General features: G+C 68.6%; 34 protein-coding genes, 1 tRNA gene and 1 other RNA gene. 18 read left to right on the forward strand and 18 right to left on the reverse strand.

Annotation, left to right across the window (positions count from 1 at the left end):
* The first annotated feature begins 166 nt into the window (after positions 1–166).
* Positions 167–790: a cupin domain-containing protein gene (locus NKG96_RS05830; RefSeq protein ID WP_254537539.1), complete on the forward strand. Its 624-nt coding sequence runs from the start codon at positions 167–169 to the stop codon at positions 788–790.
* Positions 791–877: 87 nt separating this feature from the next.
* On the opposite strand, the gene NKG96_RS05835 is transcribed toward NKG96_RS05830, so the two are convergent.
* The 3 genes from NKG96_RS05835 to NKG96_RS05845 are packed head-to-tail and all read right to left on the reverse strand — an operon-like array spanning position 878 to position 3,161.
* Entirely contained in the window at positions 878–1,387 is a 510-nt protein-coding gene (locus NKG96_RS05835; protein WP_254537540.1) for a cupin domain-containing protein, read from the reverse strand.
* Between the two features lie 48 nt (positions 1,388–1,435).
* A complete protein-coding gene (locus NKG96_RS05840) occupies positions 1,436–1,924 on the reverse strand; it encodes a cupin domain-containing protein (protein WP_254537541.1) in 489 nt (162 codons plus the stop codon).
* Between the two features lie 49 nt (positions 1,925–1,973).
* Positions 1,974–3,161 (reverse strand): cystathionine gamma-synthase, encoded by a 1,188-nt coding sequence (locus NKG96_RS05845; protein WP_254537542.1) that lies wholly within the window; start codon positions 3,159–3,161, stop codon positions 1,974–1,976.
* Positions 3,162–3,255: 94 nt separating this feature from the next.
* Here NKG96_RS05845 and NKG96_RS05850 point away from each other — a divergent pair, with 94 nt between their 5' ends.
* Positions 3,256–3,447, forward strand: a complete 192-nt coding sequence (locus NKG96_RS05850) for a hypothetical protein (protein WP_254537543.1) — start codon at positions 3,256–3,258, stop codon at positions 3,445–3,447.
* 1 nt (position 3,448) lies between these two features.
* On the opposite strand, the gene NKG96_RS05855 is transcribed toward NKG96_RS05850, so the two are convergent.
* Positions 3,449–4,426, reverse strand: a complete 978-nt coding sequence (locus tag NKG96_RS05855; protein WP_254537544.1) for a PLP-dependent cysteine synthase family protein — start codon at positions 4,424–4,426, stop codon at positions 3,449–3,451.
* Between the two features lie 63 nt (positions 4,427–4,489).
* Complete coding sequence (locus NKG96_RS05860; protein WP_254537546.1) at positions 4,490–5,278, reverse strand: BtpA/SgcQ family protein; 789 nt, start codon at positions 5,276–5,278, stop codon at positions 4,490–4,492.
* Positions 5,279–5,636: 358 nt separating this feature from the next.
* Between NKG96_RS05860 and NKG96_RS05865 the strand changes: the two genes are divergently transcribed.
* A complete protein-coding gene (locus tag NKG96_RS05865) occupies positions 5,637–5,771 on the forward strand; it encodes a hypothetical protein (RefSeq protein ID WP_438267393.1) in 135 nt (44 codons plus the stop codon).
* 91 nt (positions 5,772–5,862) lie between these two features.
* Positions 5,863–6,366 (forward strand): gamma carbonic anhydrase family protein, encoded by a 504-nt coding sequence (locus NKG96_RS05870; protein ID WP_254537547.1) that lies wholly within the window; start codon positions 5,863–5,865, stop codon positions 6,364–6,366.
* A 9-nt stretch (positions 6,367–6,375) separates the two neighbouring features.
* Here the strand turns inward: NKG96_RS05870 and NKG96_RS05875 are convergent, their stop codons facing one another.
* Positions 6,376–6,720: a hypothetical protein gene (locus NKG96_RS05875; protein WP_254537548.1), complete on the reverse strand. Its 345-nt coding sequence runs from the start codon at positions 6,718–6,720 to the stop codon at positions 6,376–6,378.
* Between the two features lie 287 nt (positions 6,721–7,007).
* Between NKG96_RS05875 and NKG96_RS05880 the strand changes: the two genes are divergently transcribed.
* Together NKG96_RS05880 and NKG96_RS05885 are read left to right on the forward strand one after the other, a co-directional pair.
* On the forward strand, positions 7,008–7,901 hold the full coding sequence (locus tag NKG96_RS05880; RefSeq protein ID WP_254537550.1) for an esterase/lipase family protein: 894 nt from the start codon (positions 7,008–7,010) through the stop codon (positions 7,899–7,901).
* Positions 7,902–7,998: 97 nt separating this feature from the next.
* Positions 7,999–8,289, forward strand: coding sequence for a hypothetical protein (locus NKG96_RS05885; RefSeq protein WP_254537551.1), 291 nt, complete (start codon positions 7,999–8,001; stop codon positions 8,287–8,289).
* A 294-nt stretch (positions 8,290–8,583) separates the two neighbouring features.
* Here NKG96_RS05885 and NKG96_RS05890 read toward each other — a convergent pair whose 3' ends face one another.
* Positions 8,584–8,799, reverse strand: coding sequence for a hypothetical protein (locus tag NKG96_RS05890; RefSeq protein ID WP_254537553.1), 216 nt, complete (start codon positions 8,797–8,799; stop codon positions 8,584–8,586).
* A 182-nt stretch (positions 8,800–8,981) separates the two neighbouring features.
* On the opposite strand from NKG96_RS05890, the gene NKG96_RS05895 reads away from it, so the two are divergent.
* From NKG96_RS05895 to NKG96_RS05905, 3 genes are all read left to right on the forward strand, one after another.
* The gene (locus NKG96_RS05895; protein ID WP_254537554.1) at positions 8,982–9,617 is read left to right on the forward strand and encodes a hypothetical protein; all 636 of its coding nucleotides are present in this window, start codon (positions 8,982–8,984) and stop codon (positions 9,615–9,617) included.
* Positions 9,618–9,693: 76 nt separating this feature from the next.
* Entirely contained in the window at positions 9,694–10,032 is a 339-nt protein-coding gene (locus NKG96_RS05900; protein WP_254537555.1) for a retroviral-like aspartic protease family protein, read from the forward strand.
* A 154-nt stretch (positions 10,033–10,186) separates the two neighbouring features.
* Positions 10,187–11,470, forward strand: coding sequence for a thermonuclease family protein (locus tag NKG96_RS05905; protein ID WP_254537556.1), 1,284 nt, complete (start codon positions 10,187–10,189; stop codon positions 11,468–11,470).
* Positions 11,471–11,601: 131 nt separating this feature from the next.
* Here NKG96_RS05905 and NKG96_RS05910 read toward each other — a convergent pair.
* Both NKG96_RS05910 and NKG96_RS05915 read right to left on the reverse strand, forming a co-directional pair.
* Positions 11,602–11,676: transfer RNA gene (locus tag NKG96_RS05910), tRNA-Arg, on the reverse strand.
* Positions 11,677–12,056: 380 nt separating this feature from the next.
* Positions 12,057–13,016: a DUF4268 domain-containing protein gene (locus NKG96_RS05915; protein ID WP_254537557.1), complete on the reverse strand. Its 960-nt coding sequence runs from the start codon at positions 13,014–13,016 to the stop codon at positions 12,057–12,059.
* 87 nt (positions 13,017–13,103) lie between these two features.
* Here NKG96_RS05915 and NKG96_RS05920 point away from each other — a divergent pair, with 87 nt between their 5' ends.
* From NKG96_RS05920 to NKG96_RS05930, 3 genes are all read left to right on the forward strand, one after another.
* Positions 13,104–13,952 (forward strand): geranylgeranylglycerol-phosphate geranylgeranyltransferase, encoded by an 849-nt coding sequence (locus tag NKG96_RS05920; protein ID WP_254537558.1) that lies wholly within the window; start codon positions 13,104–13,106, stop codon positions 13,950–13,952.
* Between the two features lie 106 nt (positions 13,953–14,058).
* Positions 14,059–14,664, forward strand: coding sequence for an RAD55 family ATPase (locus tag NKG96_RS05925; RefSeq protein ID WP_254537559.1), 606 nt, complete (start codon positions 14,059–14,061; stop codon positions 14,662–14,664).
* A 63-nt stretch (positions 14,665–14,727) separates the two neighbouring features.
* Positions 14,728–15,138, forward strand: coding sequence for a CoA-binding protein (locus NKG96_RS05930; protein WP_254537560.1), 411 nt, complete (start codon positions 14,728–14,730; stop codon positions 15,136–15,138).
* A 30-nt stretch (positions 15,139–15,168) separates the two neighbouring features.
* Here NKG96_RS05930 and NKG96_RS05935 read toward each other — a convergent pair whose 3' ends face one another.
* Entirely contained in the window at positions 15,169–15,546 is a 378-nt protein-coding gene (locus NKG96_RS05935; protein WP_254537561.1) for a DUF5798 family protein, read from the reverse strand.
* Between the two features lie 100 nt (positions 15,547–15,646).
* Between NKG96_RS05935 and NKG96_RS05940 the strand changes: the two genes are divergently transcribed.
* Both NKG96_RS05940 and ffs read left to right on the forward strand, forming a co-directional pair.
* Positions 15,647–16,069, forward strand: coding sequence for a DUF7548 family protein (locus tag NKG96_RS05940; RefSeq protein ID WP_254537562.1), 423 nt, complete (start codon positions 15,647–15,649; stop codon positions 16,067–16,069).
* An 86-nt stretch (positions 16,070–16,155) separates the two neighbouring features.
* Positions 16,156–16,467, forward strand: an RNA gene (ffs, locus tag NKG96_RS05945) — signal recognition particle sRNA.
* A 201-nt stretch (positions 16,468–16,668) separates the two neighbouring features.
* Here the strand turns inward: ffs and NKG96_RS05950 are convergent.
* The 3 genes from NKG96_RS05950 to NKG96_RS05960 all read right to left on the reverse strand — a co-directional run bounded on the left by NKG96_RS05950 (position 16,669) and on the right by NKG96_RS05960 (position 18,213).
* Complete coding sequence (locus tag NKG96_RS05950) at positions 16,669–17,613, reverse strand: mechanosensitive ion channel family protein (RefSeq protein ID WP_254537564.1); 945 nt, start codon at positions 17,611–17,613, stop codon at positions 16,669–16,671.
* Positions 17,610–17,855 carry a YhbY family RNA-binding protein gene (locus NKG96_RS05955; protein ID WP_254537565.1) on the reverse strand — a complete coding sequence of 82 codons (246 nt, stop codon included), beginning with the start codon at positions 17,853–17,855 and terminating at the stop codon, positions 17,610–17,612. The genes NKG96_RS05950 and NKG96_RS05955 overlap by 4 nt, the downstream gene beginning before the upstream one ends.
* A 73-nt stretch (positions 17,856–17,928) precedes the next feature.
* The gene (locus tag NKG96_RS05960) at positions 17,929–18,213 is read right to left on the reverse strand and encodes a ribonuclease P protein component 4 (RefSeq protein WP_254537566.1); all 285 of its coding nucleotides are present in this window, start codon (positions 18,211–18,213) and stop codon (positions 17,929–17,931) included.
* 98 nt (positions 18,214–18,311) lie between these two features.
* Here NKG96_RS05960 and NKG96_RS05965 point away from each other — a divergent pair, with 98 nt between their 5' ends.
* From NKG96_RS05965 to NKG96_RS05980, 4 genes are all read left to right on the forward strand, one after another.
* On the forward strand, positions 18,312–19,361 hold the full coding sequence (locus tag NKG96_RS05965) for a glycosyltransferase family 4 protein (protein ID WP_254537568.1): 1,050 nt from the start codon (positions 18,312–18,314) through the stop codon (positions 19,359–19,361).
* A gap of 25 nt (positions 19,362–19,386) precedes the next feature.
* On the forward strand, positions 19,387–20,490 hold the full coding sequence (locus NKG96_RS05970; RefSeq protein ID WP_254537569.1) for a glycosyltransferase: 1,104 nt from the start codon (positions 19,387–19,389) through the stop codon (positions 20,488–20,490).
* Positions 20,491–20,532: 42 nt separating this feature from the next.
* Positions 20,533–21,792 (forward strand): LEA/WHy family protein, encoded by a 1,260-nt coding sequence (locus NKG96_RS05975; RefSeq protein ID WP_254537570.1) that lies wholly within the window; start codon positions 20,533–20,535, stop codon positions 21,790–21,792.
* Positions 21,793–21,902: 110 nt separating this feature from the next.
* A complete protein-coding gene (locus NKG96_RS05980; protein WP_254537572.1) occupies positions 21,903–22,265 on the forward strand; it encodes a DUF7528 family protein in 363 nt (120 codons plus the stop codon).
* On the opposite strand, the gene NKG96_RS05985 is transcribed toward NKG96_RS05980, so the two are convergent.
* The 5 genes from NKG96_RS05985 to NKG96_RS06005 form a co-directional block, all read right to left on the reverse strand.
* Positions 22,253–22,609 carry a hypothetical protein gene (locus NKG96_RS05985; protein ID WP_254537573.1) on the reverse strand — a complete coding sequence of 119 codons (357 nt, stop codon included), beginning with the start codon at positions 22,607–22,609 and terminating at the stop codon, positions 22,253–22,255. The two genes, NKG96_RS05980 and NKG96_RS05985, sit on opposite strands and share 13 nt — an antisense overlap.
* Before the next feature lie 57 nt (positions 22,610–22,666).
* On the reverse strand, positions 22,667–23,593 hold the full coding sequence (locus tag NKG96_RS05990; RefSeq protein ID WP_254537575.1) for a phosphatase PAP2 family protein: 927 nt from the start codon (positions 23,591–23,593) through the stop codon (positions 22,667–22,669).
* Between the two features lie 193 nt (positions 23,594–23,786).
* The gene (locus tag NKG96_RS05995; protein WP_254537576.1) at positions 23,787–24,821 is read right to left on the reverse strand and encodes a phosphate signaling complex PhoU family protein; all 1,035 of its coding nucleotides are present in this window, start codon (positions 24,819–24,821) and stop codon (positions 23,787–23,789) included.
* Positions 24,822–24,901: 80 nt separating this feature from the next.
* On the reverse strand, positions 24,902–25,963 hold the full coding sequence (locus NKG96_RS06000) for an ATP-NAD kinase family protein (protein ID WP_254537577.1): 1,062 nt from the start codon (positions 25,961–25,963) through the stop codon (positions 24,902–24,904).
* A gap of 216 nt (positions 25,964–26,179) precedes the next feature.
* Positions 26,180–26,875, reverse strand: coding sequence for a competence/damage-inducible protein A (locus tag NKG96_RS06005; protein ID WP_254537578.1), 696 nt, complete (start codon positions 26,873–26,875; stop codon positions 26,180–26,182).
* Positions 26,876–26,910 lie beyond the last annotated feature (35 nt).

The following is a 26,910-nucleotide window of genomic DNA, read 5'->3' on the forward strand; positions in this document are numbered from 1 at the left end:
CAATCCTGACGATACACTCGCGGCACGCGTCGAACACTACACAGAGAGCGCGTGCCGACGCCCCAGAGTCAAGCCGCGCTTCCACGAGAGCGTGCCACCAGACGGACACTCTTAATTATAGTCTGACTGACTAGTTTATCACGGTTGGTAACATACCAAACATATCATGTCGTTGATCGAGAGTCCGCAGAACGGTGAATCAGACGACGAGACGACTACTGCGACGGAGTCGGTGGGTGGTGTGTTGCGTCGGACGGTACTGAAAACCAGCGCAGTCGTGGTCGGTGCGCTCATGTTGAACGCACCGGTAGCAGCGGGTCAGTCCCGCTCCGACGACGACTCGGCGACTACAGATGAAGTCGACGAACCCGAGGGATTCAGCGTCGAAGTACTCGCACCTCACGCGACCTTCCCGGACAGCGTCGCTGCGGGGTTCGTGGTCGACTACGAGGGGAGTGACTCGGGACCGATCACGTCGCTGCTCCCGTTCGATGCGTCCAGTGTCGTCCTCGCGAAGGTGACCTGGCAGCCGGGGGGGACCTCCGGGTGGCACACCCACCCAGGGCCGGTCGTCGTGACCATCACCGAGGGGGAACTCGAACTCATCAACGAGCGTGACTGCGTCACTCGAACCTACACGGCGGGCGAGGCGTTCATCGACCCCGGACAGGGGAACGTCCACATCGCAGCGAACCCGAGTACCACCGAACAGGCGGTCGCGTACGCGACGTTCCTCGGCGTACCTGATGGCAAACCGGCGACGATATGGGTCGAACCAGTGGAGTGCTGACGGAGCGGCGTCGACAGTACGTAATCGGCACGCGTCGAACGTCCACGCCGGCCCCGACGTCGACGGCGTCAGTGACCCTCGTCCCGTTCAGCGTTCCCGTCCGCACTCCTCACAGGCGATAGTCACGTCTCCGTCGGGCATCCGCTGGCCCTCCTCGGCCGGGGCGACGCTGTGGACCGTCCCCTTCTCACAGTCGGAGCACTCGACAACCGCCTCGACGTCGTCCCACTCGTGGCGTGCGCCGGGGACGCCGACGGCGAAGCCCACCACTCCCTCGGTTCCCTCGTTCCGGCCCGTCTGGTAGACGTCGCCCGCCTCGAAGTGGATGGCCTCCCCTGCGCTCACTTCGAGGGATTCGCTCTCGCCGTCCGGGGTCTCCCGCGTCTCGAAGGTGGCCGTCCCCGAGAGGACGTAGAACAGTTCCTCCTGTTCGCGGTGGGTGTGCAGTCCCCCGGAGAACGCCTCGCCGGGTTCGAGTTCGAAGTACGTCATCGCGAACCCCATCCCGTCGATGGCCCGCGAGAGGGGCTTCCTGACCGTGTTCGCGCCCATGAAGTGCGGGACGTCCTCCACGTCGCCGACGGTGACCTTCTGCATGGCTGTCGGTACCACGTACCACCAGACGAAAAACGTGCTGGCGGGGCCTTACGAGTGTTCGTAGCCGCACTCCCCGCAGGTCATCTCGAAGCGTCCCTCCACGAAGTCGAGGTCGTGGCCCGTCTCCTGCTCGCAGTCGGGACAGTAGACGACCGACTCGATGTCGTCCCAGTCGTGCATCGCGCCGGGCGCGCCGAGGGCCAGTCCGGTCACCTGCTCCTCGCCGCGGTTGACGCCCTGCTGGTACTCGCCGGGGTCGAAGCGGATGGCCGCGTCGGGACCGACCTCCACCTGTTCGGTCTCGCTCTCGACGGACTGGCGCACGTCGAACGTCGCGGTGCCCTCCTGGATGTAGAACACCTCCTCCTGGTCGTGGTGGGTGTGCATCCCGCCGGAGAAGGACTCGCCGGGTTCGAGTTCGAAGTAGTTCATCGCGAAGTCCTCGGTGCCCAGAACCTTCGAGACGGGCTTGCGGACCTCGTGGACCTTCAGGGGATTGGGTTCGTTGCGGACGTCGTCGAGTGCGACTCTCTTCATGTACCCGTGGTGAGGGTGGTGCCGACAAAAACCCCGGCGTCGCCGGGGGTCAGTTCGTCGCCGTCTCGATGGCCTGCGCCAGGTCGGTCCGCAGGTCCTCGACGTGTTCGACGCCGACCGAGACGCGGATGAGGCCGTCGTCGAGGCCCGCCGCCTCGCGTTCCTCGGACGGGACGGCGGCGTGGGTCATCGCCGCCGGCTGTTCGATGAGGCTCTCGACGCCGCCCAGCGACTCCGCGAGGGTGAACACCTCGGTGTTCGAGACGAGGGCGGACGCCTCCTCGAGGGTGCCGTCGAGTTCGAAGCTCAGCATCCCGCCGAAGTCGTCCATCTGCCGGGCGGCGACGTCGTGCTGGGGGTGCGAGTCCAGCCCGGGGTAGTACACCGCGTCCACCTTCGGGTGGTCCTCGAGCCACGTCGCGAGGGTCCGGGCGTTCTCGCAGTGGCGGTCCATCCGTACGGGGAGGGTCTTCGTCCCCCGGAGGACCAGGAAACAGCCGAAGGGGCCCGGCGTCGCCCCCACCGCGTTCTGGTAGAAACCGAGGCGCTCGTCCAGATCCTCGCTGTCGGTGACGAGCGCACCCCCCACGACGTCCGAGTGGCCCCCGAGGTACTTCGTCAGCGAGTGGCTGACGATGTCGGCCCCGTGCTCGAGCGGGCGCTGGAGGTACGGCGTGGCGAAGGTGTTGTCCACGGCACAGAGCGCCCCACCCTCGTGGGCCACCTGCGAGACGGCGGCGACGTCCACCACCTGCATCAGCGGGTTCGTGGGCGTCTCCATCCAGACGAGTTCCGTCTCCTCGCGCATCGCGTCGGCGACGGCGTCCGCGTCGGTCATATCGACGAAGGAGAACTCGACGTCGTACTGGTCGTACACCTGCGTGAACAGGCGGTGGGTCCCGCCGTAGACGTCGTCGCCGGTGACGACGTGGTCGCCCGACTCGAGGAGGTTCACCACGGCGTTGATAGAGCCCATCCCGGAGGAGAAGGCGCGGCCGTACTCGCCCCCCTCCAGCGACGCGAGGTTCGCCTCCAAATCTGTCCGGGTGGGGTTCCCGGTCCGCGAGTACTCGTAGCCCCGGTGGTCGCCGGGGCCGTCCTGTACGTACGTCGAGTTGGCGTAGATGGGCGTCATCAGCGCGCCCGTCTCCGCGTCCGGTTCCTGCCCGGCGTGGACGGCGCGCGTCTCGATGCGGTGGTCCTCGTCTCCGCCGTTCTCGTGGCTCTCGTCGCTCATGCAGGAGGGTGAACGGCCCCGAGTGTGACTCTTGCCGTTCGGCGCGGGCGACCGTCAGGGCTACGCGGCCCGTCCTCGACGTTCCGAACCGTCCGTGACACGAAACGAGATTCGCCGCGACGACCTGCGGGCGGGCGTCGTCGAGTGCCCGCTGTGCGAACGGCAGGTCCCCGACCCGACCGACCACGCCTTCGTCTACGGGACCGTCGACGCCGTCACCGCCGAGAACGCGGACGCGGTCGAGTGTCCGGCCTGTACCGGCGTCACGTTCGTCTCCGGGGAGTGACCTACCCCTGCCACTCCTCGAACGACCCGTAGATGCCCTTCGAGAGGTAGCGCTCGCTGGAGTCGGGGAACACCGTCACCACGGAGTCGTAGGGGGCGTCTAGCTCCCCGTCGCGGATGCGTCGGGCGACGTTCAGGGCGGCGACGCTCGCCGCACCCGACGAGGAGGCGACGAGATGGCCCTCCTCGCGGGCCAGTCGCTTCAACTCCTCCTGTGCGCGTTCGTCCGTCACGGTGGCGATCTCGCTCACGAGGTCGACGTCGAACAGTTCGTTCGTGGCGGCGTCGCTCGTCCCGATGCCCTCCGTCTTGTACTCGCCGTGGGGCGGGTCCTCGCCGACCGTGCGGCGGTACACCGACCCCTCGGGTTCGACCGCAGAGACGAACGTCGACGGCTCTCGCTCCCGGAAGTACCGCGCCATCCCCATCAGCGTCCCCGCCGTGCCGCACCCGGCGACGACTGCGCCCACCTCGCCGTCGAGTGCCTCGTCGATTTCGGGTGCGGTGGTCTCGTAGTGCGCCTCCGCGTTCAGCGGGTTCGAGAACTGCTGGGGGACGACACCGCCTCGCTCCTCGGCGAGTTCCTCGGCGCGGTCGATGGCCCCCGCGATGCCGTCCGCGGTGGGCGTGTTCACCACCTCCGCGCCCAGCGCGCGCATGAGTCGCTGTTTCTCCACGCTGAACCGTTCGGGGACGACGAACACCGCCTCGACGCCCAACTGCCCGGCGGCGAGGGCGAGACCGATGCCGGTGTTCCCAGCGGTCGGTTCGACGATGGTCCCCCCGCCGTCGAGGGTCCCCTCCTCCAGCATCCGTTCGAGCATGTATCGCCCGATGCGGTCCTTGACGCTCGCGCCGGGGTTGAACGACTCCAGTTTGGCGTAGACGGGCACCTCGTCGGGCGAGACGTGCACCCGGACGAGTGGCGTCTCGCCGATGGTATCGAGGACGGAGGGCAACGGTTCGCGGTGGGTCGTCATCTGGCAAATATTGCAGCATCGCGCCCAATAAGGTGCCGGTGTCCGGCGGCGTCACCGCCTCGCTCACCCCCGCGCGGCGGTCACCAGCGCCCGGACCCGGGCCTCGTCGACGGGGTTCGTCGGGGCGCCTCCTTCCTTCAGCGCCGACCCGACGATGGCCCCGTCCGCGACCGAGAGGACCTCCCAGACCGTCTCGGGGGTGACGCCGCTCCCTGCGAGGACGGGGACGTCGAGTTCCGCCGCCACGCGCGCGACTCGCGAGAGGCGGTCGGCGTTAGTCGGTTCGGCCGTCCCTCGCCCCGAGACGACCACCGCGTCCGCGTGGCCGCGTTCGACTACGTCTCGGGTCTCGCTCTCCACGTTCTCCTCGCCGAGCGGGCTGCTGTGTTTCACCGCCACGTCCGCGAGGACAGACACGTCGCAGTCGAGTCGGTCGCGCAGGCGCATCGTCTCGTGGGCGCGGCCCTCGACGACCCCCTGGTCGGTCACCCGCGCGCCCGCGTGGACGTTCACGCGGACCATCGCGCCTCCCGTCGCGGCGGCCACCGAGAGGGCCGCGCGGGCGTCGTTCCGGAGGACGTTCACCCCCACCGGCAGCGAGACGGCGTCGCGCACCGCCCCCACGACGGCGGTCATCTCGGCGACGGTGTGGTCGGGCACGTCGTCGGGGTAGAACGGCGCGTCCCCGAAGTTCTCGACCAGCAGCGCGTCCATCCCGCCGGATTCGAGGGCGCGCGCGTCCGCGACGGCGCGGTCACGGAGTCCGGTACGGGACCCCTCGTACCCCGGCGCGCCGGGCAGGGTCGGCAGGTGGACCATCCCGACCAGCAGTCCCTCGCAGGTGTCGAACATACCGGGGGTCGGGCAGTCGGGGAGAAAAGCGATACCGCTCAGCAACACCCGGGCGGACAGCACTCGGGGGGACACTCGGGGCAGCTGTCGGCGGTCGGTTCGGCTTCGCGGGTGCAGTCGGTTCGGTTCATCGCGTTCGGAGGGAGGTACCGCAGGAGGATGAAGCCGGCAGTGATCGTCCGGGCAGGTGCTATCCGCGCGGATAGCGCCCGACACGACTTTTCCCGGCGGACGGCCTACGGGGGGCGATGACCGACGGGACCTGCGGGACCGGGGAGTCGGAGGGGCCGGACGACGTCCGGGAGTGGCGGGCGACGTGGCACGGGATACACGCGGTACTGGGCCGGAAGTGCTGGAGATGACGGCCAAACAGCTCTACTCCGAGCGCTTCGGCGAGTGGCCGGGGGCCGACGGCGGCGCCTACCCGGCCGTCCCCGGGTCGGAACGCCTGTTCGACCGGAACCGGGTGGCGGCCATCGTCGCCGGGGAGTGAGACGGCGGGGACGGGCCGATTGGGACCCGCCGAGGCGGGGCCAGGCCGTCTCACGGGCAACGGTTAAGCGAGCGCCGTCCGCCCCTCGGGCATGGTCATCCGTTCGTTCGACGGGGTGGAACCGGAGATACACGAGTCGGCGTACGTCGACGAGTCGGCGGTCGTCGTCGGGGACGTGACGCTCGAAGCCGAGGCCAGCGTCTGGCCGAACGTCACCCTCCGGGGGGACCACGGCGCCATCGTCCTCCGGGAGGGCGCGAACGTCCAGGACAACGCCGTCTGCCACGAGGGGACCGAAATCGGGCCGTACGCCACCGTTGGCCACACCGCCATCGTCCACGCCGCCACCGTCGGAGAGCGGGCGATGGTCGGGATGGGCGCGGTGGTCCTCGACGGCGCGACGGTCGGGGAACGAGCGCTCGTCGGCGCCGGGAGCGTCGTCACCGAGGGGACCGACGTGCCCCCGGAGACGCTGGTCGCGGGCACCCCCGCCGAGGTAATAAAGGAGGTGAGCGACTCGCCGTGGACGGCCGCGGGCGACCGCTACGTCGACCTCTCGCGAGAACACATGGCGACGAGCGAGCGCCTCGACTGAGGACGCGCCTCAGGCGGCGTCGTGGTTCTCGGGGTCGTCGCGCGGGGACTCGTCGGTCGCCTCGCCGTCCCGGGTCGCCCCATAACGGTCGGCGTCCGGCCCGTCCCCGGCCACCGCCTCGAGGACGGCGCGTTCGCCGTCGTCCGCGCGGCGACGGGCCTCGTCCGCGGCCCCGTCCCAGACGGCCCGCCCGAAGGCGTCCGTCGCGACCCGCCCCACCTCGCTTGGGTTGCCCTCGTACTCCGCCTGGAGGTCCCGCGCCAGTTCGTGGTCGTCCGCCCGCCGGACGAACGCGACGAACAGGTCGCTCGCGCCGGCGTGCCGCGCGGCCGCTATCGCGTCGTCTGATACCATACTCGACGGGACTCCCGCGCGTCGGATAGGGGTTGTCGTGGCACCTGCGGGGTGGTTCGAATCCCTCAGTGCCCGTTCATCCTGCCGCGAGCCGAACGGCGAGCGGCTGGTGAACGAACCGCTGGGATTCGAAGCAGGGAGCGACTGCAAGGAGCGACCGTGGTGTCCGGACGGGGCGTCGGGCCGGCCGCCGACACCAACTGTAACCGAGGAGTGATTCTCTATTGACAATCTCTACCATGTGACCCTCAATCTATTTACGATGTGCCAATGTGAGTAGGACTAACGTGTCTCTTGGCAACCTGAACCACGACCGGGGGCCACCGGAGGGCTTGCTCGGCAACCTCCGGGGGCTCCAGCGTGCACGACAGCAGGGTGGTTGTTCGGTCGGGTGTCGGTCGCGCAGGACCGACGACGCGCGCCTCCCGTGGGAAGCGTTCGACCGGTATGGCGGCTGGGGGGGTCACGCGTTCCACGGCACCGACCCCGGAACCGACCGGACGCCGGTCGTGTTCGTCCACGGGAACCAGCGCGACGCCTGTGACTGGGAGGAACACGCCGAGTTCTTCCTCAAGCGCAGCTACACCGGCGACGAACTGTGGGCCATCTCCTTCGACGACGGGAGTCCCACCCACCGGGCGATGGCCTCGCAACTCGACCACTTCGTCGGGAAGGTCCGCGAGCACGCGGGCGTCGAGGAGGTGTCGGTCGTCGCCCACAGCCTCGGCGTCACCGGCGTCCGCCACTGGCTCTACGACCGCGACCGGTACGACTGGGTGGACACCTTCGTCGGCCTCGCGGGGGCCAACCACGGCACCGTTCTGAGTTCGTGGTGCGCCACGGCCGGCCTCACGAGCGGGACGTACAAGATGAGCCCCTTCCTCCGAGCGGACTACGCCATCCGCGAGGACCACCCGCTCGCGAAACTCAACGAGGACGAGACGCCCGGCGACGTCGACTACTACACCATCCGGGGGAGCCACGACCCCCTGTTCTGGCGCTGCGAGCGCAGCCCCGAACTCGATGGCGCCGTCAACCTCGAACTCCCCGTCGACCACGACGGCGTCAGAACCGACCGCGAGGCCATCGAACACGTCTTCGAGTGGGTCTCGGGGACCGACCCCTACGACCTGCGCCACCACGTCGGCCTGCCGGAGTCGGCCGAGAACGCGGCGGACTGACGACGGGACCTCCCGTCCGACGTTCTCCCGCCCTCGCGAACGCGTGCGACACGGTGACGCGGCACGTATATCTATCCCGGAGCGCCGAGGGAGGGTGATGGCGGAGCGACCACCCGACGACGCCACCGAACCGACTCCTCACGACGCCACGCCGACAGCGCGCGCCGACGAGCAAACCGCCGTCCACGCCTGTGCGGTCTGTGCCGTCGAACACCCGCCGAACGATCCGGCGTGTCGCTGTACCGACTGTATCTGCGAGGAGTGCAAACCCAACGAGTGCCCCTGTTCCGGGGCCGGCGAACGGGCCCGCGACGACCACGACCGGGGCCTGTTCACCGACCCGCTCTCGCTCCTCGGCGGGTGGCGACTCCCCGCGAGCGGCCTCTGAACCCGTCTTTCCCCGTCCTCGTCCTCCGTGACTGCTCCCCGACGATTCTGTCGTGTCGGCGTTTTGTCGATCGAGTGATACTCGGTGTCACGAGTCGCAGGGATGGTCCGCTGGAGGGCGGGCGAGCGCTGGGGCTGGTCGTGGGGATGCTGGTGGGGGTGTCACGATAGCGGTGTTCCAGGACCTCGAGCCGGCGGTGTCCGGCGTCGGCCTCACCCTCGGTATCGCCGTCGGCGTCGCTACCGGGTCGGTCGTCGGGGCGTACGCGGAGCGAAGAGCGTTCGTCGAGACCGGTCAGTCGTGTTTCCGGACGACCTCGACCAGTCGGCAGGTGTCGTTCGCCGCGCCCGGTTTGCTCGCCTCCGCCGACCGGCGGGCGGCCTCGAGGTCGCTCGCGCGAATCTGGTCGACGTACCGGCTCGACCAGCCGGCGCTGTCGGTCACCTCGTAGACAGCGATGTACAGTTCCTGGTTCGGTGCGTCCGTCGTGCGGTGGGTCGAGTGTGCCATCGGGTGGGTAGAGATGGGTGGTGGTCGGAAGCGATACGAGACTGGCACAGAGTAGTACGCGAGAGTTAGTGCGGGCTCACGTATATCTGTTGGTCGTTCGTCACTCGGCGGCTCGACCCGGACGCGGGCGAACCCGGACGTACTTGAGGGGCGAGCGGTGAGTGTCGGGGACGCACGTGGCCATGTACGACATCCCGCCGGACCTCTGGTCGACGCTCACCACCCTCGGGACGTACCTCCTGTTCGTCCTCCTCGTCGTCGTCCCCGTCTACCTCAACCGGGCGTACCTCCCGGGCCGCCTCGCCGCCCTCGCCCGCGGGTGGCGACGCCTCACCGCCCGTGGCTGGTGGCGCGCGGGCTACGTCCCCCTCTCGCTGGTCGTCCTCTTCGCCGCCGCCGCGGGCGCACTCGTCCTCGCGGAACTGGTTCCGCTCCTCCGGTGGGGGTGGCTCGGCGCGAACATCATCGCCGCACCCCTCGCCCCGCCGGCCGACGCCGGTCGCACGCCGGGGGTGGACTGGAGCGCGCTACTCCCCCTCGCGCTCGTCCCGGTCATCGTCGCGGCCATGCTCCTGTTCAACTACGAGGAGGAGCGCCAGTATCGCGACTCCTACCGGTCGGTGGGGGTCTGGGCGGTGTTGCACCTCGTGATGGGTATCCCCCTCTTCGCCGTCATCCCCATCTTCACGGTGGGGCTGGTCTACAAGCGCATCTACGACCGTCACGGTCTCGACGCCGCCTACGCCGTCCACTTCGCGACGAACTCGGTGCTCGTGACGGTGCTGGTGGTGGGGACGGTGGTGCTGGCGACGGTGTGAACGCCCCCCGAAGTCTCGTTCGAGTTCGACTATATTCACGAAACAATTAATATCCGACACCTGCCGGAGTGGACGTATGACTCCGAGCCCCATTGTGGGCCTCGTCGAACGAACCGTCTTCACCGGCACGCACTCGTCGGCGAGCGTTCTCGTGAAGTGTGACACCGGCGCCAGGCGAACGTCGCTCGACAGCGACGTGGCCCGCACCATCGGCGCAGGCGAGGGGACGAAGACGGTGCGGGTCCGCTCCAGCAACGGCGTCCAGACGCGGGCGGTCCATCCCTTCACCGTCGAACTCCGGGGACGGACACACGATGTCCTCGCGTCGGTCACCGACCGCAGCGCGATGCGCTACGACGCGATTCTCGGACGGGACGTCCTCTCGTCGTATCTGGTCGATGCTTCGCGAGCGTAGGCAAGTGTCGTACCGGTACGGGACTCGACACCCGCGCACACTCCCACGGACCGCACACCCCGTCGCCAGCACTCCGCTGACGCGTGCGGCGACAGTCCCGAATCCGTGAAAACAGGCTTATCTATCGATTCGCTGTCGTGTATCTACGGAGAAAATGGCGATTACTACACACATCCCCGGGATGATACCGGGAGCGACGCGCCGGAACGTCGCTCTGGGCCTCCTCGCGGTCGTCCTCTTCCCGCTCACGCTCGTCTTCGCGCTCTTCTACGTACCCACCGTCCTCGCCACGAACCGCGGCGGGGTCGGGGACGCTCTCGCGGGGTCTCCGCTCGTGCGGGTCCCGGGGATCGGCGGTCCCGGAGTGAAGACCGCCGCGGTGGCGTTCGTCTACCTGTTCGTCCTCGTCGGCGTCGTCTTCGCCGCACTCCCGTCCGACGCCGGGTCACCGGACGCCGGACCGTCCGCCCCCGACACCGGCGCGAAGGGCGCGGTCGCGACCGCGGACGACGACACCGCATCCCCCGAACGCGAGACGCTCACGGCCACGCCGACTGACGGTGCTGGGACGGAGGGGACGACCGGGGACGGCACGGCGACGACACCGAGCGAAGGCCCCACGACGACCGAACCGACCGAGCGACGGACCCCGCGGACGGAGACGGCGACGCCCGCGCCGACGCGGACATCGACACCGACGGAGACGGCGGCACCGACGCCCACGCCGTCGCCGACTCCCACGCCCGCCACGACGACCGAGGCACCCCGAGGGCCGAGCGAGGGGGGCGAGTGGACGGTGACGGTCACGCGCGTCGTCGACGGTGACACGCTGGAGGTCCGGTTCCCGAACGGGGAGACGGACACGCTGCGACTCCTCGGCGTCGACACTCCTGAGACGACGCTTGGCCGGGTCAGCCCCGACGAGTTCGAGGGCATCCCCGACACGACAGGCGGGCGCGACTGGCTCTACGAGTGGGGCGAGCGTGCCTCGCAGTTCGCGACGCGGGAACTCGACGGCGAACGGGTCCGAATCGCCGTCGACCCGACCGCGGACCGCCGCGGGGGCTTCGGTCGACTGCTGGTGTACGTCTACGTCGACGGCGAGAACTTCAACGCGCGACTGCTGGAGGAGGGGTACGCTCGACTGTACGAGAGTTCCTTCTCGCAGCGTGGTCGCTTCACCGACATCGAGGCGACGGCGCAACGGCGAAACGTCGGCGTGTGGGGGTACGAGGGACCGGATCCGACGCCGACGCCGGACCCGACACCCACGCCGGGCGACGCACCGGACCTGCCGCCCCTCCCGCCCGACGGCGACTACAACTGTGGGGACTTCGACACCCACGAACAGGCGCAGTACGTCCTCGAACGGGACCCGAGCGACCCGCACGGACTCGACGGCGACGACGACGGCATCGCGTGCGAGTCGTTGCAGTAGCTTTGCACACCGACTACTCGCGACACGCAGAACGGGCGCTGAGGGATTCGAACCACGGTCGCTCCTTGCAGTCGCTCCCTGATTCGAATCCACAGGCACCGTTTTTACTGCTCACCTCGTTCGCAGGAAAACGGGCGCTGAGGGATTCGAACCCCCGACAAACTGGTCCGAAGCCAGTCACTCTGTCCAGGCTGAGCTAAGCGCCCTTACCACCAACGAACGGCAGGACCGATTTAACTCTGTCCATCGGTTCCGTCCGGCGCAGTCCGCGTGCGTCCCACCTAGGATGAGTGAAAGCAATAATGTGCATCCTTGGTCCGACTGCCAAGGGTTTCTCCAAGCTAAGCGGGTTCGCTGTGCCACTGGCCGTCTTGGATTTTCGCCGTTTGCTATGGGTCTCTTAATAGGCGTCCTCAGTAGCCCCCATGGTGTGGTGGATACATCGAGGCTGTGTACTGGTGCTACCAGACAAACAATAGCACACGTTCGGGGGGCGGGGTACTGGTGGTAGGCCGGTCCTCAGTAGGAACAGAGTCGCGTATCGTAGTAATAGGCGGAAATCGGTCACACGAGCTCTGTTCTGCCCTCAGGTGTCGATCTCCTGAATCCGGTCCCCGAATGCCTCATAGAACTCTTCTCCGATCTCGACCATCCACTCGATGTATTCGTCCCAGTTCTCCCTGTCGGTGATGTCACCTTGCCGGGTGAGGTAGATCTGGCTCCGCAGGTTCCCTGAACTCGTTTCCATGGGGGTGTCCCACTTGAGTCCCTCACCGACCTCGTTCTCGATGGCCTCCTGCTGGGACTTCAGCTCTCGAAACGCTTCGGCGTCGTCCGTAATCAGGAGCCTCGCACGCAGGAGGTCGTCGCTCATATCTACGACAAATGAGACTGTGAATCCTGACCGACCGATAGAACAGTTGTATCGGTGTAGCGCCTTCGGCTTCCGAGAACCCATCGGGGTGTCCGTTTCCTTGGCCCTGTTTCGGAACTCAGTCCAGAATGCCTCTTGAAGCTGTTCCGTCTCCGTCAACGCATCCGCCGAGCGCTGCGCCTTTTCTTTCCACGTACTGGGTTCGACGACTGCGTTTAGACGAACGGCAGGGGGCGAGTCTTCAATTTGCCATACTTCCAGCCGCAGTGCGAACAGGTCAACGGCCTCGCGGCTGTGTTCATTGAGCCACTGAACTGCATCACGGTGTTCGTCGTTGAATTGTGGGGCCAGCCAAACGATGATGTCAGCATCGACTCCTGCGGCGTACGCGATTGACTTTCCGAGGTGGTCGTGGTCCGAGGTCGTGAGTTGGTTTTCGATAACGACGTTCCGTCCGTCATCGGCAGCTTCCGCGAGGATGTCGACGCTGTACTTGCCGACGCTCTTCTCGCGTTCAATGAAGTTTAAATCCAGCCCGAGAGTCCTTTCCAGCTTGCTAGGTGCCTCTGCCTTGATCTTTTCCGCGAGCCACGGCGTGAAGTCTCTCGATTCGTGTTTCCAGTACTCCCTCGCGTCCTGTAATTCGAGCGAGGCGAACTGTGGTTCAGCCACGCCATAAGTGTCAGTCTCTTCTTATTAACGTCTCTGGTCGCTGTTCTGCTTCGCGCCATTTATCGCCCGCCCCTCACACCACGGGATATGCGCGAGACGCTCCGCGGACTGCTGGAACTCACGCGGCCGGTCAACGCCGTCGCCGCGGGCGTCCTCACCCTCATCGGCGCGTACGTCTCCGGGGCGGACGGCGGCGGCCTCGCCGCGTTCCCCCTGCAGGGGGCGGCCGCCGTCCTCGCCACCGTCCTCGCGACGGGCGCGGGCAACGCCATCAACGACTACTTCGACCGGGACATCGACGCCATCAACGCGCCCGACCGGGCCATCCCGCGCGGGGCCGTCTCGCCGGGGGGCGCACTCTTCTTCAGCGTCGTCCTGTTCGCCGGGGCAGTCGTCCTCGCGCTCACCCTGCCCGTCCTCGCACTCGCCATCGCGGGGTTCAACCTGCTGGCGCTGGTCGCCTACACGGAACTGTTCAAGGGCCTGCCAGGGGTGGGGAACCTCCTCGTCGCCTACCTCGGGGGGAGTACGTTCCTCTTCGGCGGGGCGGCCGTCGAGGGCGCACTCGCCACGGCGGCCACCCTCGCGGCGCTCGCGGCCCTCTCGACGTTCACCCGCGAGGTCATCAAGGACGTCGAGGATCTCGCGGGCGACCGAGAGGAGGGCCTGAACACCCTCCCCATCGCCGTCGGGGAGCGACGGGCACTGGCCGTCGGGACGGCGGCACTCGTCGTCGCCGTCCTCGCCAGCCCCGTCCCGTACCTCCGGGAGTCGCTCGGCCTCGCGTACCTCGCGGTGGTCGTCCCCGCTGACCTCCTCATGCTCGGGGCGGCCGCAGAGGCCTTCTCCGATCCCTCGGACGCCCAGCAACACATGAAGTACGGGATGTTCCTCGCGGCGGCGGCGTTCCTCGTCGGTCGGTCGATCGCCGTGTAACGGTCGAGCACAGTCTTTTTGTACGCCAGAAGCCAGTACTCAGCCGACTGACTCCGCGGGGTCCCTGTACGGGCAGCGACACGGGGAGTGTCGGGGGTGAGAGAGTATGTTCGACCTCGGTTCGCCGTTCGACAGCACGATTCCGGCAGGCGCGAGTCTCCTCGTCGGGGGGCCGCCGCTGACCGGGAAGCGACGCCTGGGTCTCGACGTCATCCAGCGTGGACTCGACGAGGGCGACGCCTGCATCCTCGTGACCACGACCGTCACCGCAGACCAGGTCCTGTCGATGGCCCCCTTCCGCGCCGAGGAGGTCGCCGTCATCGACTGCGTCACCCGACACCTGGGCCTCTCGGCGTCGCCCACCGACCGCCTGCGGTACGCCTCCTCGCCGGAGGACATGACCGGCATCGGCATCGAGTTCTCCGAACTCGTCGGGACGGTCGCCCGGGAGGGTGACGGCCTTCGGGTCGTCTTCGACTCCCTCACGCCGTTGCTCGTCTACGCCGACATCCAGACCGTCTTCCGGTTCCTCCGCGTCCTCGTCAGTCGCATCGAGACGATGGACGCCCTCGGCGTGTTCACGATGGACACCACCGCCCACCCCGACCGCGACGTGTCGGTCGTCGGGTGCCTCTTCGACGGCCACATCACGACCAGCGAGGACGCCCCGGCGACGCTCTCGCTCGACTCGGACCCGACGCCGACCACGTAGCGTCGTCCGTCCGCCGTGGGCGACCGACGGCACGCTTTTGCACCTCCGTAGGGTAGGTGGCCCATGCCGACCGAGAGCGACGAGGAACTCCGCGAGATTCTGGCACTGGAGACCATCGCCGTCGTGGGCTGTTCGGCCACCCCCGGCAAGGACGCCCACGAGATCCCGAAGTACATGCGCCAGCACGGCTACGACGTCGTTCCGGTGAACCCCTACGCCGACGAGATGTTCGGCCGCGAGGCCTACGACTCGCTCGCCGACGTCGAGGAGGACGTCGACCTCGTCGACGTGTTCCGCCCCAGCGAGGAGGTGTCCGGCATCGTCGACGAGGTGCTCGACCGCGAGGACGTCGAGGCGGTGTGGCTCCAACTCGGCATCCGCGACGAGGAGGCCGGCGAGCGCGTCGAGTCCTCGGGTCGCAGGTTCGTCCAGGACAAGTGCCTCAAGGTCGAACACGCACGGCTCGTGGACTGACCACGGAAGGGAATCACCGCGTCGGGGCGACTACGCGCTCCCGTCGGTGGTGTCGTCCGTCGCGCCGGTGGTGCCGCCGTTCGCGTTCGCGGCGTCGGTCGGGGAGTCCGAGGTGTCGTCGGTCGCCGTCCCCGTCTCGTCCGCCGCCCCCGGTTCCGTCCCGTCGTCGGCCGTCGGTTCGGCCTCCTCGATGGCCGTCTGCGCGAGGACGGTGTCCACGTCGATGCCCTGCTGGTCGGCGAGTGCCTCCAGCAGCGCGCGGTTCTGCGTCGTCTGGTCGTCGACGCGTTCGACCGTCTCGCGCAGGGCGTTCAGCTCCTTGCGCATCTCGTTGAGCTTCTTGTAGACGTCCTCCGCCATCGACGCGACCTTCTGTAACTTCTCCGCCGTACCGCCGAGTCCTACCATATCTTCGTAGGCGGTACGCTGGCTTGTGTGCCTTGCGCTCCGTGCGAGGGCCGGAGCGTCGGAGCGTCGGCTTGATGGTGCCGCCGGACGCGCGTCCGCTATGGAGCGGACCCGCCTCGCGCCAACGGTCGGCATCGCCGCCTGTCTCGCCCTCGTCGTCGTCCTCGTCGTCCCCTTCGCCCTCGTCCGGACGCCGGGTGCCGTCGCGACGTACTACTCGTCGGGGGCCGTCAACCCGCTGTTCGCGGGGCTGTTCGCGCTCGTCGCCGTCATCGTCTTCGCCGCAGGCCGCGAGGACCGTTCGGACCCGGCGCTGGCGGCGGGCGCGGCGCTCGTCTTCGGCCTGTTCATCGTGGCGTTCTGCGTCGTCTGGCTCGCCAGCGGCCCGACCGAGGTCATCCTCTCGCTCGACGAGACGGGACTCGTCCAGACCCTCCAGTACCACCCCTACGTCGTCACGCTCGTCTCGCTGTTCGTCCCCGCCGCGGCGGCGTGGTACGCCCGCGCGCTGGGCCTCGTCTGAGGCGTCTCGTGACCGCCCTCCCCCTCTCGTACCACCTCGAAAAAATCGCCGTACCGAAAGGCGTTTATGGTGCAGTCGGGTAGATTGAGTGGACTAGGTCAGGCAGTTAGGCCCTGCTTCCCGCCAGCGCTATGGTCTTGAGCTGGGACCGAACCCGGGTGCGTCCGGTCCGACCGGTGCGGGCCCTGCAAGCCAACAGAGAAGCCTCGTCCTTCGGGGGCGGCGGTCCGTGGCGTGACGCCTGCAGGGGCGTCTCACCACGGTTAGTCGCGGGCACCCCGCCAGGCGCGGAAGCGAGCAGCGGACTCGCGGACACCCGTCGCTCGAAGGGTCGCGGGGTGGAGAAGGTGCGCAGGATGCCCCGTATCGGAACGACCGGGCAATCCCGCTGTCCTCTCATTCATCCGATGTTCACACTCGTGAGCCGACGGCTCGTCCATCGTTCCGTCCGGACCGTCACCGAACCGACGGGACCCGTTCCGGCCGACGACCGGCGCTCGACGAGTTCTGACGGCGGAAACGCCCTCGACGCGATACCGCGGACGGCACTGGTCAGGGTGCGCACGAAGCGACGGAAGCGACAGGAGTGAGACGGGGAGTCAGTCGTCCGACTCGGCCCGTGCGACCTGCGGGTTGGCGAGTGCGAGGCCGCCCGAGAGGTCGCGCTGGGGGAACGGAATGCTGATGCCCGCCTCGTCGAACGCCCGCTTGACGTTCGTGACGTACTCCCCGCGGATGCGCACGAAGTCGGCCCGCGAGGGGTCGGGGATCCAGATGCGCGACTGGAGGCCGACGTAGGAGTCGGCGAGTTCCGTCAGGCGCACCGAGGGGGCGGGCTCCGAGAGTATCTCCCCGTGCTCCTCGGCCTCTCGGACGATGATGTCGGAGGCGGTCTGGACGTCGTCCTCGTAGCCGATGCCGAAGACGAACTTGAGGCGGAGCTTGTTCTTCGCGACGGGGTTCTTGATGACGCCGTCGGTGAGCTGGCTGTTCGGGACGGTCAGCAGTTCGTTGTCGAAGGTGCGCACGCGCGTGACGCGCAGCGAGATGTCCTCGACGATGCCGGAGTACGTCCCGTCGTCCCACTCGATCCAGTCGCCGATGCGAAACGGCTTGTCCGTGTAGATGAACACGCCGGCGACGAAGTTCTGCAGGACGTCCTGCATCGCCAGCCCGATGGCGAGCGTGGCGGCCGCCGCGATGGTTGCCAGCGAGGTGAGGAAGTCGCCGAAGCCGGCGGTGCCGAACGCCACCGCGACGGCGACGAAGACGACGACGATACCCGTTGCCTTCAGGAGCGGTGTCTTCGCGTGTTCGCCGAGGCCCCGCCGGTCGAGCAGTCGCCCGACGAGCGGTTTGAGAACCGCCCGTCCGAGGGCGTACAGTGCCGCGAACACCACGACGAAGATGAGCACCTGCCCGACGGGGTTGGCGAAGTCGGCGGGGGCACCGAACTCTTGGAGGAGGTCCCCGACGACGTTCTCCGTCCCGACGGTCGGGCCGTCGTCCTGCGGGGTCTGGAGCGGGACCGGAAGCGGAGTCATCGATGCAGGACGGCCGTGTGGCCGCGAACGTCGATCACCTCGGCGTTGACGCGGTCCGCGAGGGCGTCGGCCTGTTCGTCGGCGTCGGTGCCACCGAGCGCCGCCCGCTGGAAGCGCACCTTCACGAGGTTGCGTTGGGCGAGCTGGTCGTTCAGTTCGTCCACCACGGGGTCGATACCGTTCTTGCCCACCCAGACGGTCACGTCGAGGTCGTGGGCGCGTGCCTTCAGGTCGTCGGCCATTGGCCGTCGTAACTAGCCCGCGCGGTTGAACCTTTCTTGTCGCGCCCGCGCGGTCGGAGACCGGACCGCGGGGCTACCCGCCGGGACGGTACGGGTAGCGCTTCTGTGTCCCGCACTCGCAGGTGACGACGACGTGGCCGTCCCGCGTCCGCACGCGGGCGTTCCGGCCCGGCCGGAGGTAGACGTCACAGCGGTCACAGGTGAATCGCTTGAACCGCGTCGGGAGGCCACAGCGGTTGCGCTCGGCGACCCGGCGCGCCCGCCGGACGTACGACCGCGAGCGCTCCTCGTGGCCCTCCGCGACGGCCCGGCGGGCGAGGGCGTGGAGCCGTTCGATGCGCTCCTCGGCGATGGTCATCGGGGTCGTCCGCCGGTTCCTCCGCGAGGCGGATAGCGATTGTCGTTCGCGGCCGGGTTCCACTACACCTAACAGTCCCTCCGAACACGACACGGTAGATGCGCGTCTGCAACTACCTCGAACTGGAGTCGCAGTTGGTCCGGTCGGGCATGGGAACCTCCGCGGCCCACCAGCGGAAGGCGCTGGCCGACACGGACTGGGAGGTGCTCTCCTCGCCGTGGCGGGGCGGTTCACCCCTGCGAGCGGTCCAGCACGCCCTCGTCGGCGACGGCGCGTTCGAGGCGTTCGACCTCCTCCACTGCAACTTCGTCGGGCCGGGCAGTCTCGCCGCCGTCCGCCACGCGAAGCGTGAGGACGTCCCCGTCGTTCTCCACGCCCACATGACGAAGGAGGACTTCGGTGAGTCCTTCCGCCTCTCCACCGAAGTCGCGCCCGCACTCGGCGTCTACCTCCGGTGGTTCTACTCGCAGGCCGACCTCGTGCTCTGCCCGAGCGAGTACACCAGAGGCCTCCTCGAAGCGTACCCCGTCGACGCCCCCATCCGTCCCATCACGAACGGGGTGGACGCGGAGTCGCTCGCGGGGTTCGAGGACCTCCGGACCGAGTACCGCGAACGGTTCGACCTCGACGGCCTCGTCGTGTTCTCGCTGGGTAACGTCTTCGAGCGCAAGGGCCTGACGACGTTCTGCGAACTCGCCCGCGAGGCCGACTACGAGTTCGCGTGGTTCGGCCCCTACGAGACCGGCCCGCAGGCCAGCGAGTCGGTGCGCTACTGGACCGAACACCCGCCCGAGAACGTCACGTTCACGGGGTGGGTCGACGACAAGCGCGGTGCGTTCGGCGCGGGCGACGTCTACCTCTTCCCGACGAAAGACGAGAACCAGGGCATCGCGGTGCTGGAGGCGATGGCCTGCGGGAAGCCCGTCGTCCTCAGCGACCTGCCCGTCTTCCGCGAGTTCTTCACCGACGGCGAGGACTGCCTGCTCTGTTCGACCCGCGAGGAGTTCCGCGCGGCGCTAGAACGACTGGAGGACCCCGCCGAACGCGAGCGTCTGGGGGCGAACGCCCGCGAGACGGCGAGCGAGCACTCGCTCGCGCGCGTGGGGGAGGAACTCACACGCGCCTACCGGGAAGTCACAACACCTTAGAGGACCCACGAAGGAATCTCGGGAAATGCGTCCCGCCGTCGCCGTCTTCACCGACACGTACCTCCCGACGGTCAACGGCGTGACCTACACTATCGAGACGTGGCGCGACCGCTGGCGGGCGCGCGGCGGCCGGATGGACGTGGTCTACCCGAAGAGTGGCCACGTCCCCGGCGACCGGGAGTTTCCCGTCTTCAGCCTCCCCTTCCCGTTCTACGACGGTTTCCGCATCGCCGGCCCCCTCGTCCCCGACACGGTCCGCGACGTGGACCTCGTCCACTCGCACACCCCCTTCGGCATCGGTCTCGGGGGCTATCGCCTCGCCCGCCGGTCGGAGAAACCGTTCGTCGCCTCCTTTCACACGCCTACCTCCGAGTACGCCAACTACCTCTCGGACGGACTGGCGACGGTCGTCTCACGGGCAGCCGACCGCTACGAGAACGCCTACCTCGGACGGGCCGACCACGTCATCACCCCCTCCCCGAGCGCCCGCGACCGACTGCTCGACCGGGGCGTCGACACGCCCGTCACCGTCGTCTCGAACGGCATCGACACCGACCGGTTCCGGCCCACCGACGGTCCCGCGTTCCGCGAGCGCTACGACCTCTCGGGGACGCTCGTGGGCTACACGGGCCGCCACGGCTTCGAGAAGCGACTGTCGGACGTCATCACCGCCTGTGAGGGACTGGACGTCACCGTCGTCTTCGGGGGCGACGGCCCGGCCCGCGCCGACCTGGAGGCACAGGCCGCCGAGAGCGACGTCGACGTGCGCTTTCTGGGCTTCCTCGACCGCGAGGAACTGCCCGCCTTCTACACCGCGCTCGACGTGTTCGCCCACCCGAGTCCCGTCGAGACGGAAGGACTGGTCGCACTGGAGGCCGCGGCCTGCGGTACGCCCGTCGTCGCCGTCGACGCGGGCGGCCTCGCGGACACCGTCCGCGACGGCGAGACGGGCGTCCACTACCCCCCCGGGGATATCGGAGCGTTTCGGGCGGCCATCGGACGGGCGCTCGACGACCGAAGCTCCCTCCACGAGACGTGTCTCGCCCGTCGGGACGCGATGAGCGTCGAGCACGCGGTCGACACGCTGGAGGCGGTGTACGACGGAATCCTCGACGGGGCTAACACCTGAGTGGGAAGGCATTTATCGGGATGCGAGAACGTTCGGACGACAATGGGTCTACGGCGATTCCTGTTCGGGTCGAAGCGTCGGGTGGTCCTCGTGGTCGCCCTCGTCCTCACGGCGTCCGTCGGCGGGGCGTACACGCTCGGCGTCGTGGGCGCACCGAAGGTGACCGGCGTCGAGAACTCGTTCGGTCCCGTCGACCGCAACGAGACGACGGTCTACACGGACCTCGTCGTCGAGAACCCGAACCCCGTCGGCGTCGAACTTGGGGGGACGGCCATCGACTACACGGTGTACATGAACGACGTGGCGATGGCCAGTGGGAGCAAGCAGGGCGTCGACGTCCGCCCGGGGACCAACCGCGTCCCGTTCACGACGACGATGGTCAACGAGCGCATCCCCGAGTGGTGGGTCACGCACATCCGGAACGGCGAGACCACGCAGGTCCGGGTGGACGCGACGGTCCACTCCTCGCTGCTCGACCGCTCGTTCGACCTCCCACAGGAGCGAACCATCGAGACGGACGTTATCGGGCAGTTCCGCTCGACGGAGGAGCGCCCGATAGACGCCGACCAGCCGCTCGTCTCGGATCCCGTCCTCGTCGTCCGGGAGACGGACGCCGAGTGGGGCGAGGTCACGAGCGAGACGACGCCCATCGAGATGGAGTTCGTCGTGTTCAACCCGAAGGCCGTCTCCTACGCCATCACCGAGCTCGGCTACAACATCACGATGAACAACCTCACCGTCGGGTCGGGCGCGACGGAGGACCCCTACGTCCTCGCGGCCAACAGCGAGACGACGGTCCGGGCGACCGCCGGCATCGAGAACGCCCGCCTCGACGACTGGTGGGTCTCACATCTGGAGCGCAACCAGACGACGGACCTCCGCATCGACTTCTACGCGAAGGTCAGAATCGGGGGCACGACGGTCCGCGTCCCCCTCGACGAACTCACCTACACCAAGACCATCGAGACGGACATCCTCGGGACGAAGAACGACTCCGACGCCCCCGACGGGACCCGTGACGGGTCGGGGACGACTGCGACACCTGCCTCGAACGGGTCGGGCGACGGGGACGAGACGACGGACGGGTCGGACGGACCGACCGACGACAGCGGGGCCACGACGGGAACCGCGACGGGGGCAGACACGGCCACGAGCACGCCCACGTCGACACCCACCTCCACGCCGACTCCGACGCCCACGACCGGCACGACCACCATGACGGACGACGGCGGGTTGCTCGGCGGCGGGAACGACTCGGGGGAGGGGTCGGAGAACGGCACCGACGACGGTGTCCTCGGGTAGCACGGCCCACCCCTGCGGAAGCGTTTTGCGGGCGCGACGGGGTACGGGAACCATGCAGCGTCCAACCGCTCCTGGTCGCGTTCTCCACCGCCCGACGTGACGGCCACGTCGTGGTCACCATCGACGGCACCCGCCACGCTCTCACCCCCGAGGCGGCGCGGGCGCTGGTCGCAGACATCCACGAGGCGTTGAGCGACCGCTCCGAGTTCGTCCACACCGCCTGCGAGACGCGCCGCGACGGCCGGTTCGTCGTCTCGCGGCGGCGCGGGACGTCGGCGGGCACCGAGGTGGTGTTCGACTCACCGGGCGAGGTGCGGGTGCTCTACGGCGCGTTGCCCGAGCGTTTCGGTGCGAGCGACGTCACCCGCGTCTCCGGGTCGCGGAGACACCTGCTGGTGCGCTTCTTCGTCGAACACCCCGACTACAACTGCGAACTGGTCTCCGAGAACCCGCTGGCGGTTCAGAAGAAGTGAGCGAGCGACCCCGAACTGGTGCCCTCCTCGGCGAAGGGGCCGCCGAAGCTCATCACGTCGAGCGCGAGGAAGAGGGCCGCGAGCAGGAGGCCCGTCGCGAGGAACGCCACCGCCGCCGAGGTGCCGCTCCCGGGCGCGAGGCCGAGCCGTCGCCGACCCCACGTCGACCCCACGAGGACCGCCGCGAGGAAGCACGCGCCGACGGCCGCGACGTGGAGGCCGCCGAGCAGGGACGCCGGGAGGAGGACGAGGCCGTACAGAAGGACCGCCAGTCCGACCGCGCCCGTCACGACGCCGGCGGCTCCGTCGAACCGGGGGGTGGGGTGTGCTGCGTGAGAGTTCACACGGCCGGAACGTCGTACCCGCTGATAACCGTTGTGCGCGGCCTGCTGGCGCGGCGCTCAGGTGGCCCGCGCCGTCCCCGTCCCGACGGTGCGGACGACCCGTCCTGCGATGTCCGGCGCGCCGACGATGGCGCCCGCCGCGAGGAAGCTTCCGACGAACCCCGCCGGGAGTCCGGGCTCCGAGAAGTAGACGACGGCGAAGCCGACGCCCGCGAAGAGGAAGACGGCGGCGCTCACCGCGAGGACGCCCGTCTCCGAGGAGGGCGTCGGGCGTTCGTCGACCAGCAGGCGCCAACTGAGCCACCCGCCGAGGGTCGCGCCGAGCGCCGAGACGCTGTCGAAGGCCACCGTGTTCAGCACCCCGAGGACGCCGACGGCGAGGGCCGCGAGCAGGACCCTGTCGGGGACCCGCCCCCCGTCCGCGAGTCGGTAGAGCGCGGCGAGGAGGGCCGCGCCGAGGGCGGCGCCCGCGAGAACGTCGACGAGGAAGTGGACGCCGAGTGCGAGCCGCGAGACCGAGACGAGGGCGGCGACGGTGCCCGCGACGAACAGGCGACTCCGCCGGGTGCCGTAGTCGAGCGCCAGCGCTACCCCGCCCCAGACGAGCGTTGTCCCGAGTGCGTGCCCGCTCGGGAAGCCGTAGCCCGTCGCGGTGGCCGTGTTCTCGAAGACGGGGACGAGCACCTGCGGTATCCACTCGACGACGGGCGCGACGGCGGCGTTGGTCGGTCGCGGGAGCGTGAACACGCCCTTCAGCGCCTGTACGGTGGCGACGTAGAACAGCGCCAGCGCGAGGACGAACGCCCCCTGCCGACGGTCGACGCCCTCGATGCGCGCCGAGGCGGCGTACACCGTCGCGCCCATCAGGAAGAGGAACCAGATGTCGCCCAACTGCGTCAGCGCCGCGAACACGACCTCCCAGTTCCCGGTGAACATCGCCTCGATGAACTCCGTCACGCCGAGGCTCCGACCGATAGCCTGCACGCTACGGCTCCCTCCGGGTGACTGGTCGGTCGAAGCTCCCACGCCTCCCGAGGCTAGTAGAACGCGGCGTGACGGACGGCCCCGTCGTCGGTCGTCGAATCATCGAGCAGGGTTTCTAGCGGGCAGTACGGCTCCCGGCCCCTTTGCTGATGTGGTTGCGAACCGGGACGGCGAAGGGAAACGGCGTGGCCCGTCAGTTGATGGTGGTGTGGTCGCTCTCGGAGTTGAGCGCGAGGTTCGTCGCGATTTCGGCGTTCCGGACCGCGTACTGGGCGGTCTGACCGAGACTCACGAGCACCTCGCGGACCTGCAGGAGGTCGGCGTTCTCCATCTCCGGGAGTTCGCTGAGTATCTCGCGCTCGCGGTTCTGAATCTCCGCGAACAGGCGACGCACGTCGATGGCGATGTCGTAGTCGCGTTCGACGGCCGCGCGGACGCCCTTCTCCGTTATCTCGTTGACCTGGTCGGTAAACTCCCGGATCTTTCGCATCGTCGAGTCGTCCACGTTCAGCGTGTGACCCTCGGCGTTGAGCGCGATTTCGGCGATGTCTTCGGCGTTGTCCGCGGTGAGTTCGAGGTTCTTCGCGATGGAGCGGTAGCCGATGAGCGCGAAGCCGTCGTCCAGTCCGAGCGCGTTCGTCAGGTTGGGGTTCTGGTAGGCCGTGAAGATGAGGCGGAGCAGGAGGACGAAGATCTTGTTCGCCTGCCGCTCGCGGTTGAGCGCTCGCTGTGCGAGGTCCGGGTTGCCGTGGGCGAGCGCGCGGATGGCCTCGTTGCGCATCGTCTGGCCCGTCGACTCGAGGCGTTCGAGCAGGTTGTCGAGCGTGAAGTCCTCGGGGTCGACCGAGCACCGGATGGCGATTCGCTCGGGCGTCTCCTCGATGACGCCGAGGCCCATCAACTGCGTCTCGGCGTTGTAGACGGCGTTGATGTGGGCGCTGTCGAGCGTCTCGTCCTCGTCGGCCTCCACGTGGATGACCCGACGACCGAGGACGTACTGGGCGACGATGGCCCGTTCGACGGCGTCGGCGTCGAGGCTGCTCGCGTGGATGATGGCCTCCGATTCCTCCTGCTGGACCGACTCGGGCATGACGGTGAGCATCCCCTTCTCGCCGATGCGGATGGACACCTCGTCGCCCTTCTGGACGTCGTACTCCTTGGCCCACTCGGCCGGCAGCGTCATCGCCAGCGTCGAGGGACCGAGGCGCTGGACTTTGCGCGTCTCCATGGATGTGGAGGAGCGCTCAGCTACCTTAAGGATATCTCAACAGCCCCCATAGTCGACGATGACATACTAGGATGTGCGAGTCACACGGTACGGAGGAGTCGCTGTTCGAACCGCCCGACGCGGACCTTTCGCCACCCTCGCAACTCCTCGTCGAGGTCCGGGTCGCCCGTGTCGACGCGCAACTCCCCGATACCGTCGAGTTTCGACGGCGAGGCCACCACCTGCACCTCCGACCGTCGGAGGACCGCGGGCGAGAGTTGCTGGTTGCCCCGCCCGAAGACGAACCCCTGTCCCCCGATGGGCGAGACGACGACGACGTTCCGGTCGCCGAGTGCGTCGAGAATCTCGGATTCGCTGCCGTCGCGGACGAGTACCTCCCCATCTCTCCACACGTCGACGCCGAGCGGCGACCCCTCGAAGCCCAGTTCGCGCTTGATGGCACCGACGGTCGACCCCGGTCCGAGGACGTACGTGACGCCCGATTCCACCTCGTCGGCGAACCCGGCGGCGAGGCTCTCGACGCTTCCCCCGCCGAGTTGCTTCGAGGACTGCACCTCGCTCGCGATGGGGACCTGCACCACCGCCTTCAGGTCCGTGACCACCTCGCCGCCCCGGTAGGCGTCCTCGTCGATGTCGTTGACCTCGCGTTCGGCCACCCGGTCGTAGTCGACGGCGATGCGCCCCGCCGCCCGTGGGGTGACGGCGAACACGGAGGAGTATATCTTCACGCCCGCGGGCACGCCGAGCATGGGCGTCCCCGAGTCGCCGATGGCCCGCGCCACGTCCACGGCGGTGCCGTCCCCGCCGACGAACAGGACGAGGTCCACGCCCGCAGCGACGAGGGCCTCCACCGCGCGCCGGGTGTCCTCGCCCGACGTCTCCTCCCCGTCGGGCGTCCAGACCACCTCGGGGTCGAAGCCCGCCGCGCGGGCGACGGACGCGCCCATCGGGTCCCCGGCGGTCAGGACGCGCGCGTCCGGTGCCCGGTCGTGCAGGGCGTCGAGTGCCTCGCGGGCGCGTCCGGGGGCGCGTGGCTCTGCGCCGCGTTCGCGGGCCTCGGCGACCTTCCCGTCGGTCCCCTTCAGACCGACCCGACCGCCCATCCCCGCGATGGGGTTGAGGACGAATCCGATAGTTCGCACGGTACGTCGTTCGTCACGGGCGACTAAAGCGCCCCGGGTCGGGGGGAGGGTCCACACAGGTATCAACGCTTATGAGAGCGCGCCGGGAACCCGCATCCATGTACGTGCTGCTGCAGGAGGGGGTCCAGACGGGTATCATCGACGTCGCGGGCTGGATTATCGGACTCGGCGGGCTGGCGCTCACCGCCGCGTGGCTGTTCTACCTCACGCGCTGAGTCACTCCTCGTCCAGTAGTTCGACTCGCTCGCGGAGCCACGCCGCGGCCCGTTCGACTGCCGCCTCATCCTCGCCCCTGACCCGCACGGTGACGTGGTCGCCGGGGTAGCTCCCGAGGGTCACGTCGAACGCCGACTGTACCTCCTCGAACCGGTCGACCAGCGCGCTCTCCGGTTCGTCCACCTCGACGGTGGCGACGTGCAGTCGAACGCCCTCGAACTCCTCGCGTATCGACTCGAACATCGCCTTCATCTCGCTCGGCACGCCCGGGAGGACATACACCGACTCGACGACACACCCCGGTGCGACGCCCGCCTCGTTGTGGAGGACGCGCGCCCCCGCGGGGAGGTCAGCGGTCCCCGCCGCGAGGTCGGCGCGGGCGTAACCGCCGTGGTCCTCCAGCCACGCGAGGGCCTCCTCGTTCCGTTCGAGCGGGCGGCCGAACGCCGCCGCGACGCCCGCCATCGTCAGGTCGTCGTGGGTCGGTCCCAACCCACCGGTGACGACGACGGCGTCGTACTCGGCGTGGTACTCGTTGACGGTGCGGGCGATGTCCGCCTCGCGGTCGGGGAGCGTGACGACTCGCTCGACGCTCGCGCCGCGTTCCGTCAACTGTTCGCCCAGCCACGCGGCGTTCGTGTTCACGGTCTCGCCTGCGAGGAGTTCGTCACCGACGGTGACCAGCGCGACGCGCATGACGTCCGCTACGAGCGGGGCGGTAAAAGGGGCCG

Origin of the sequence: Halomarina litorea, from assembly GCF_024227715.1 — an archaeon.
Classification (GTDB): Archaea; Halobacteriota; Halobacteria; order Halobacteriales; family Haloarculaceae; genus Halomarina; species Halomarina litorea.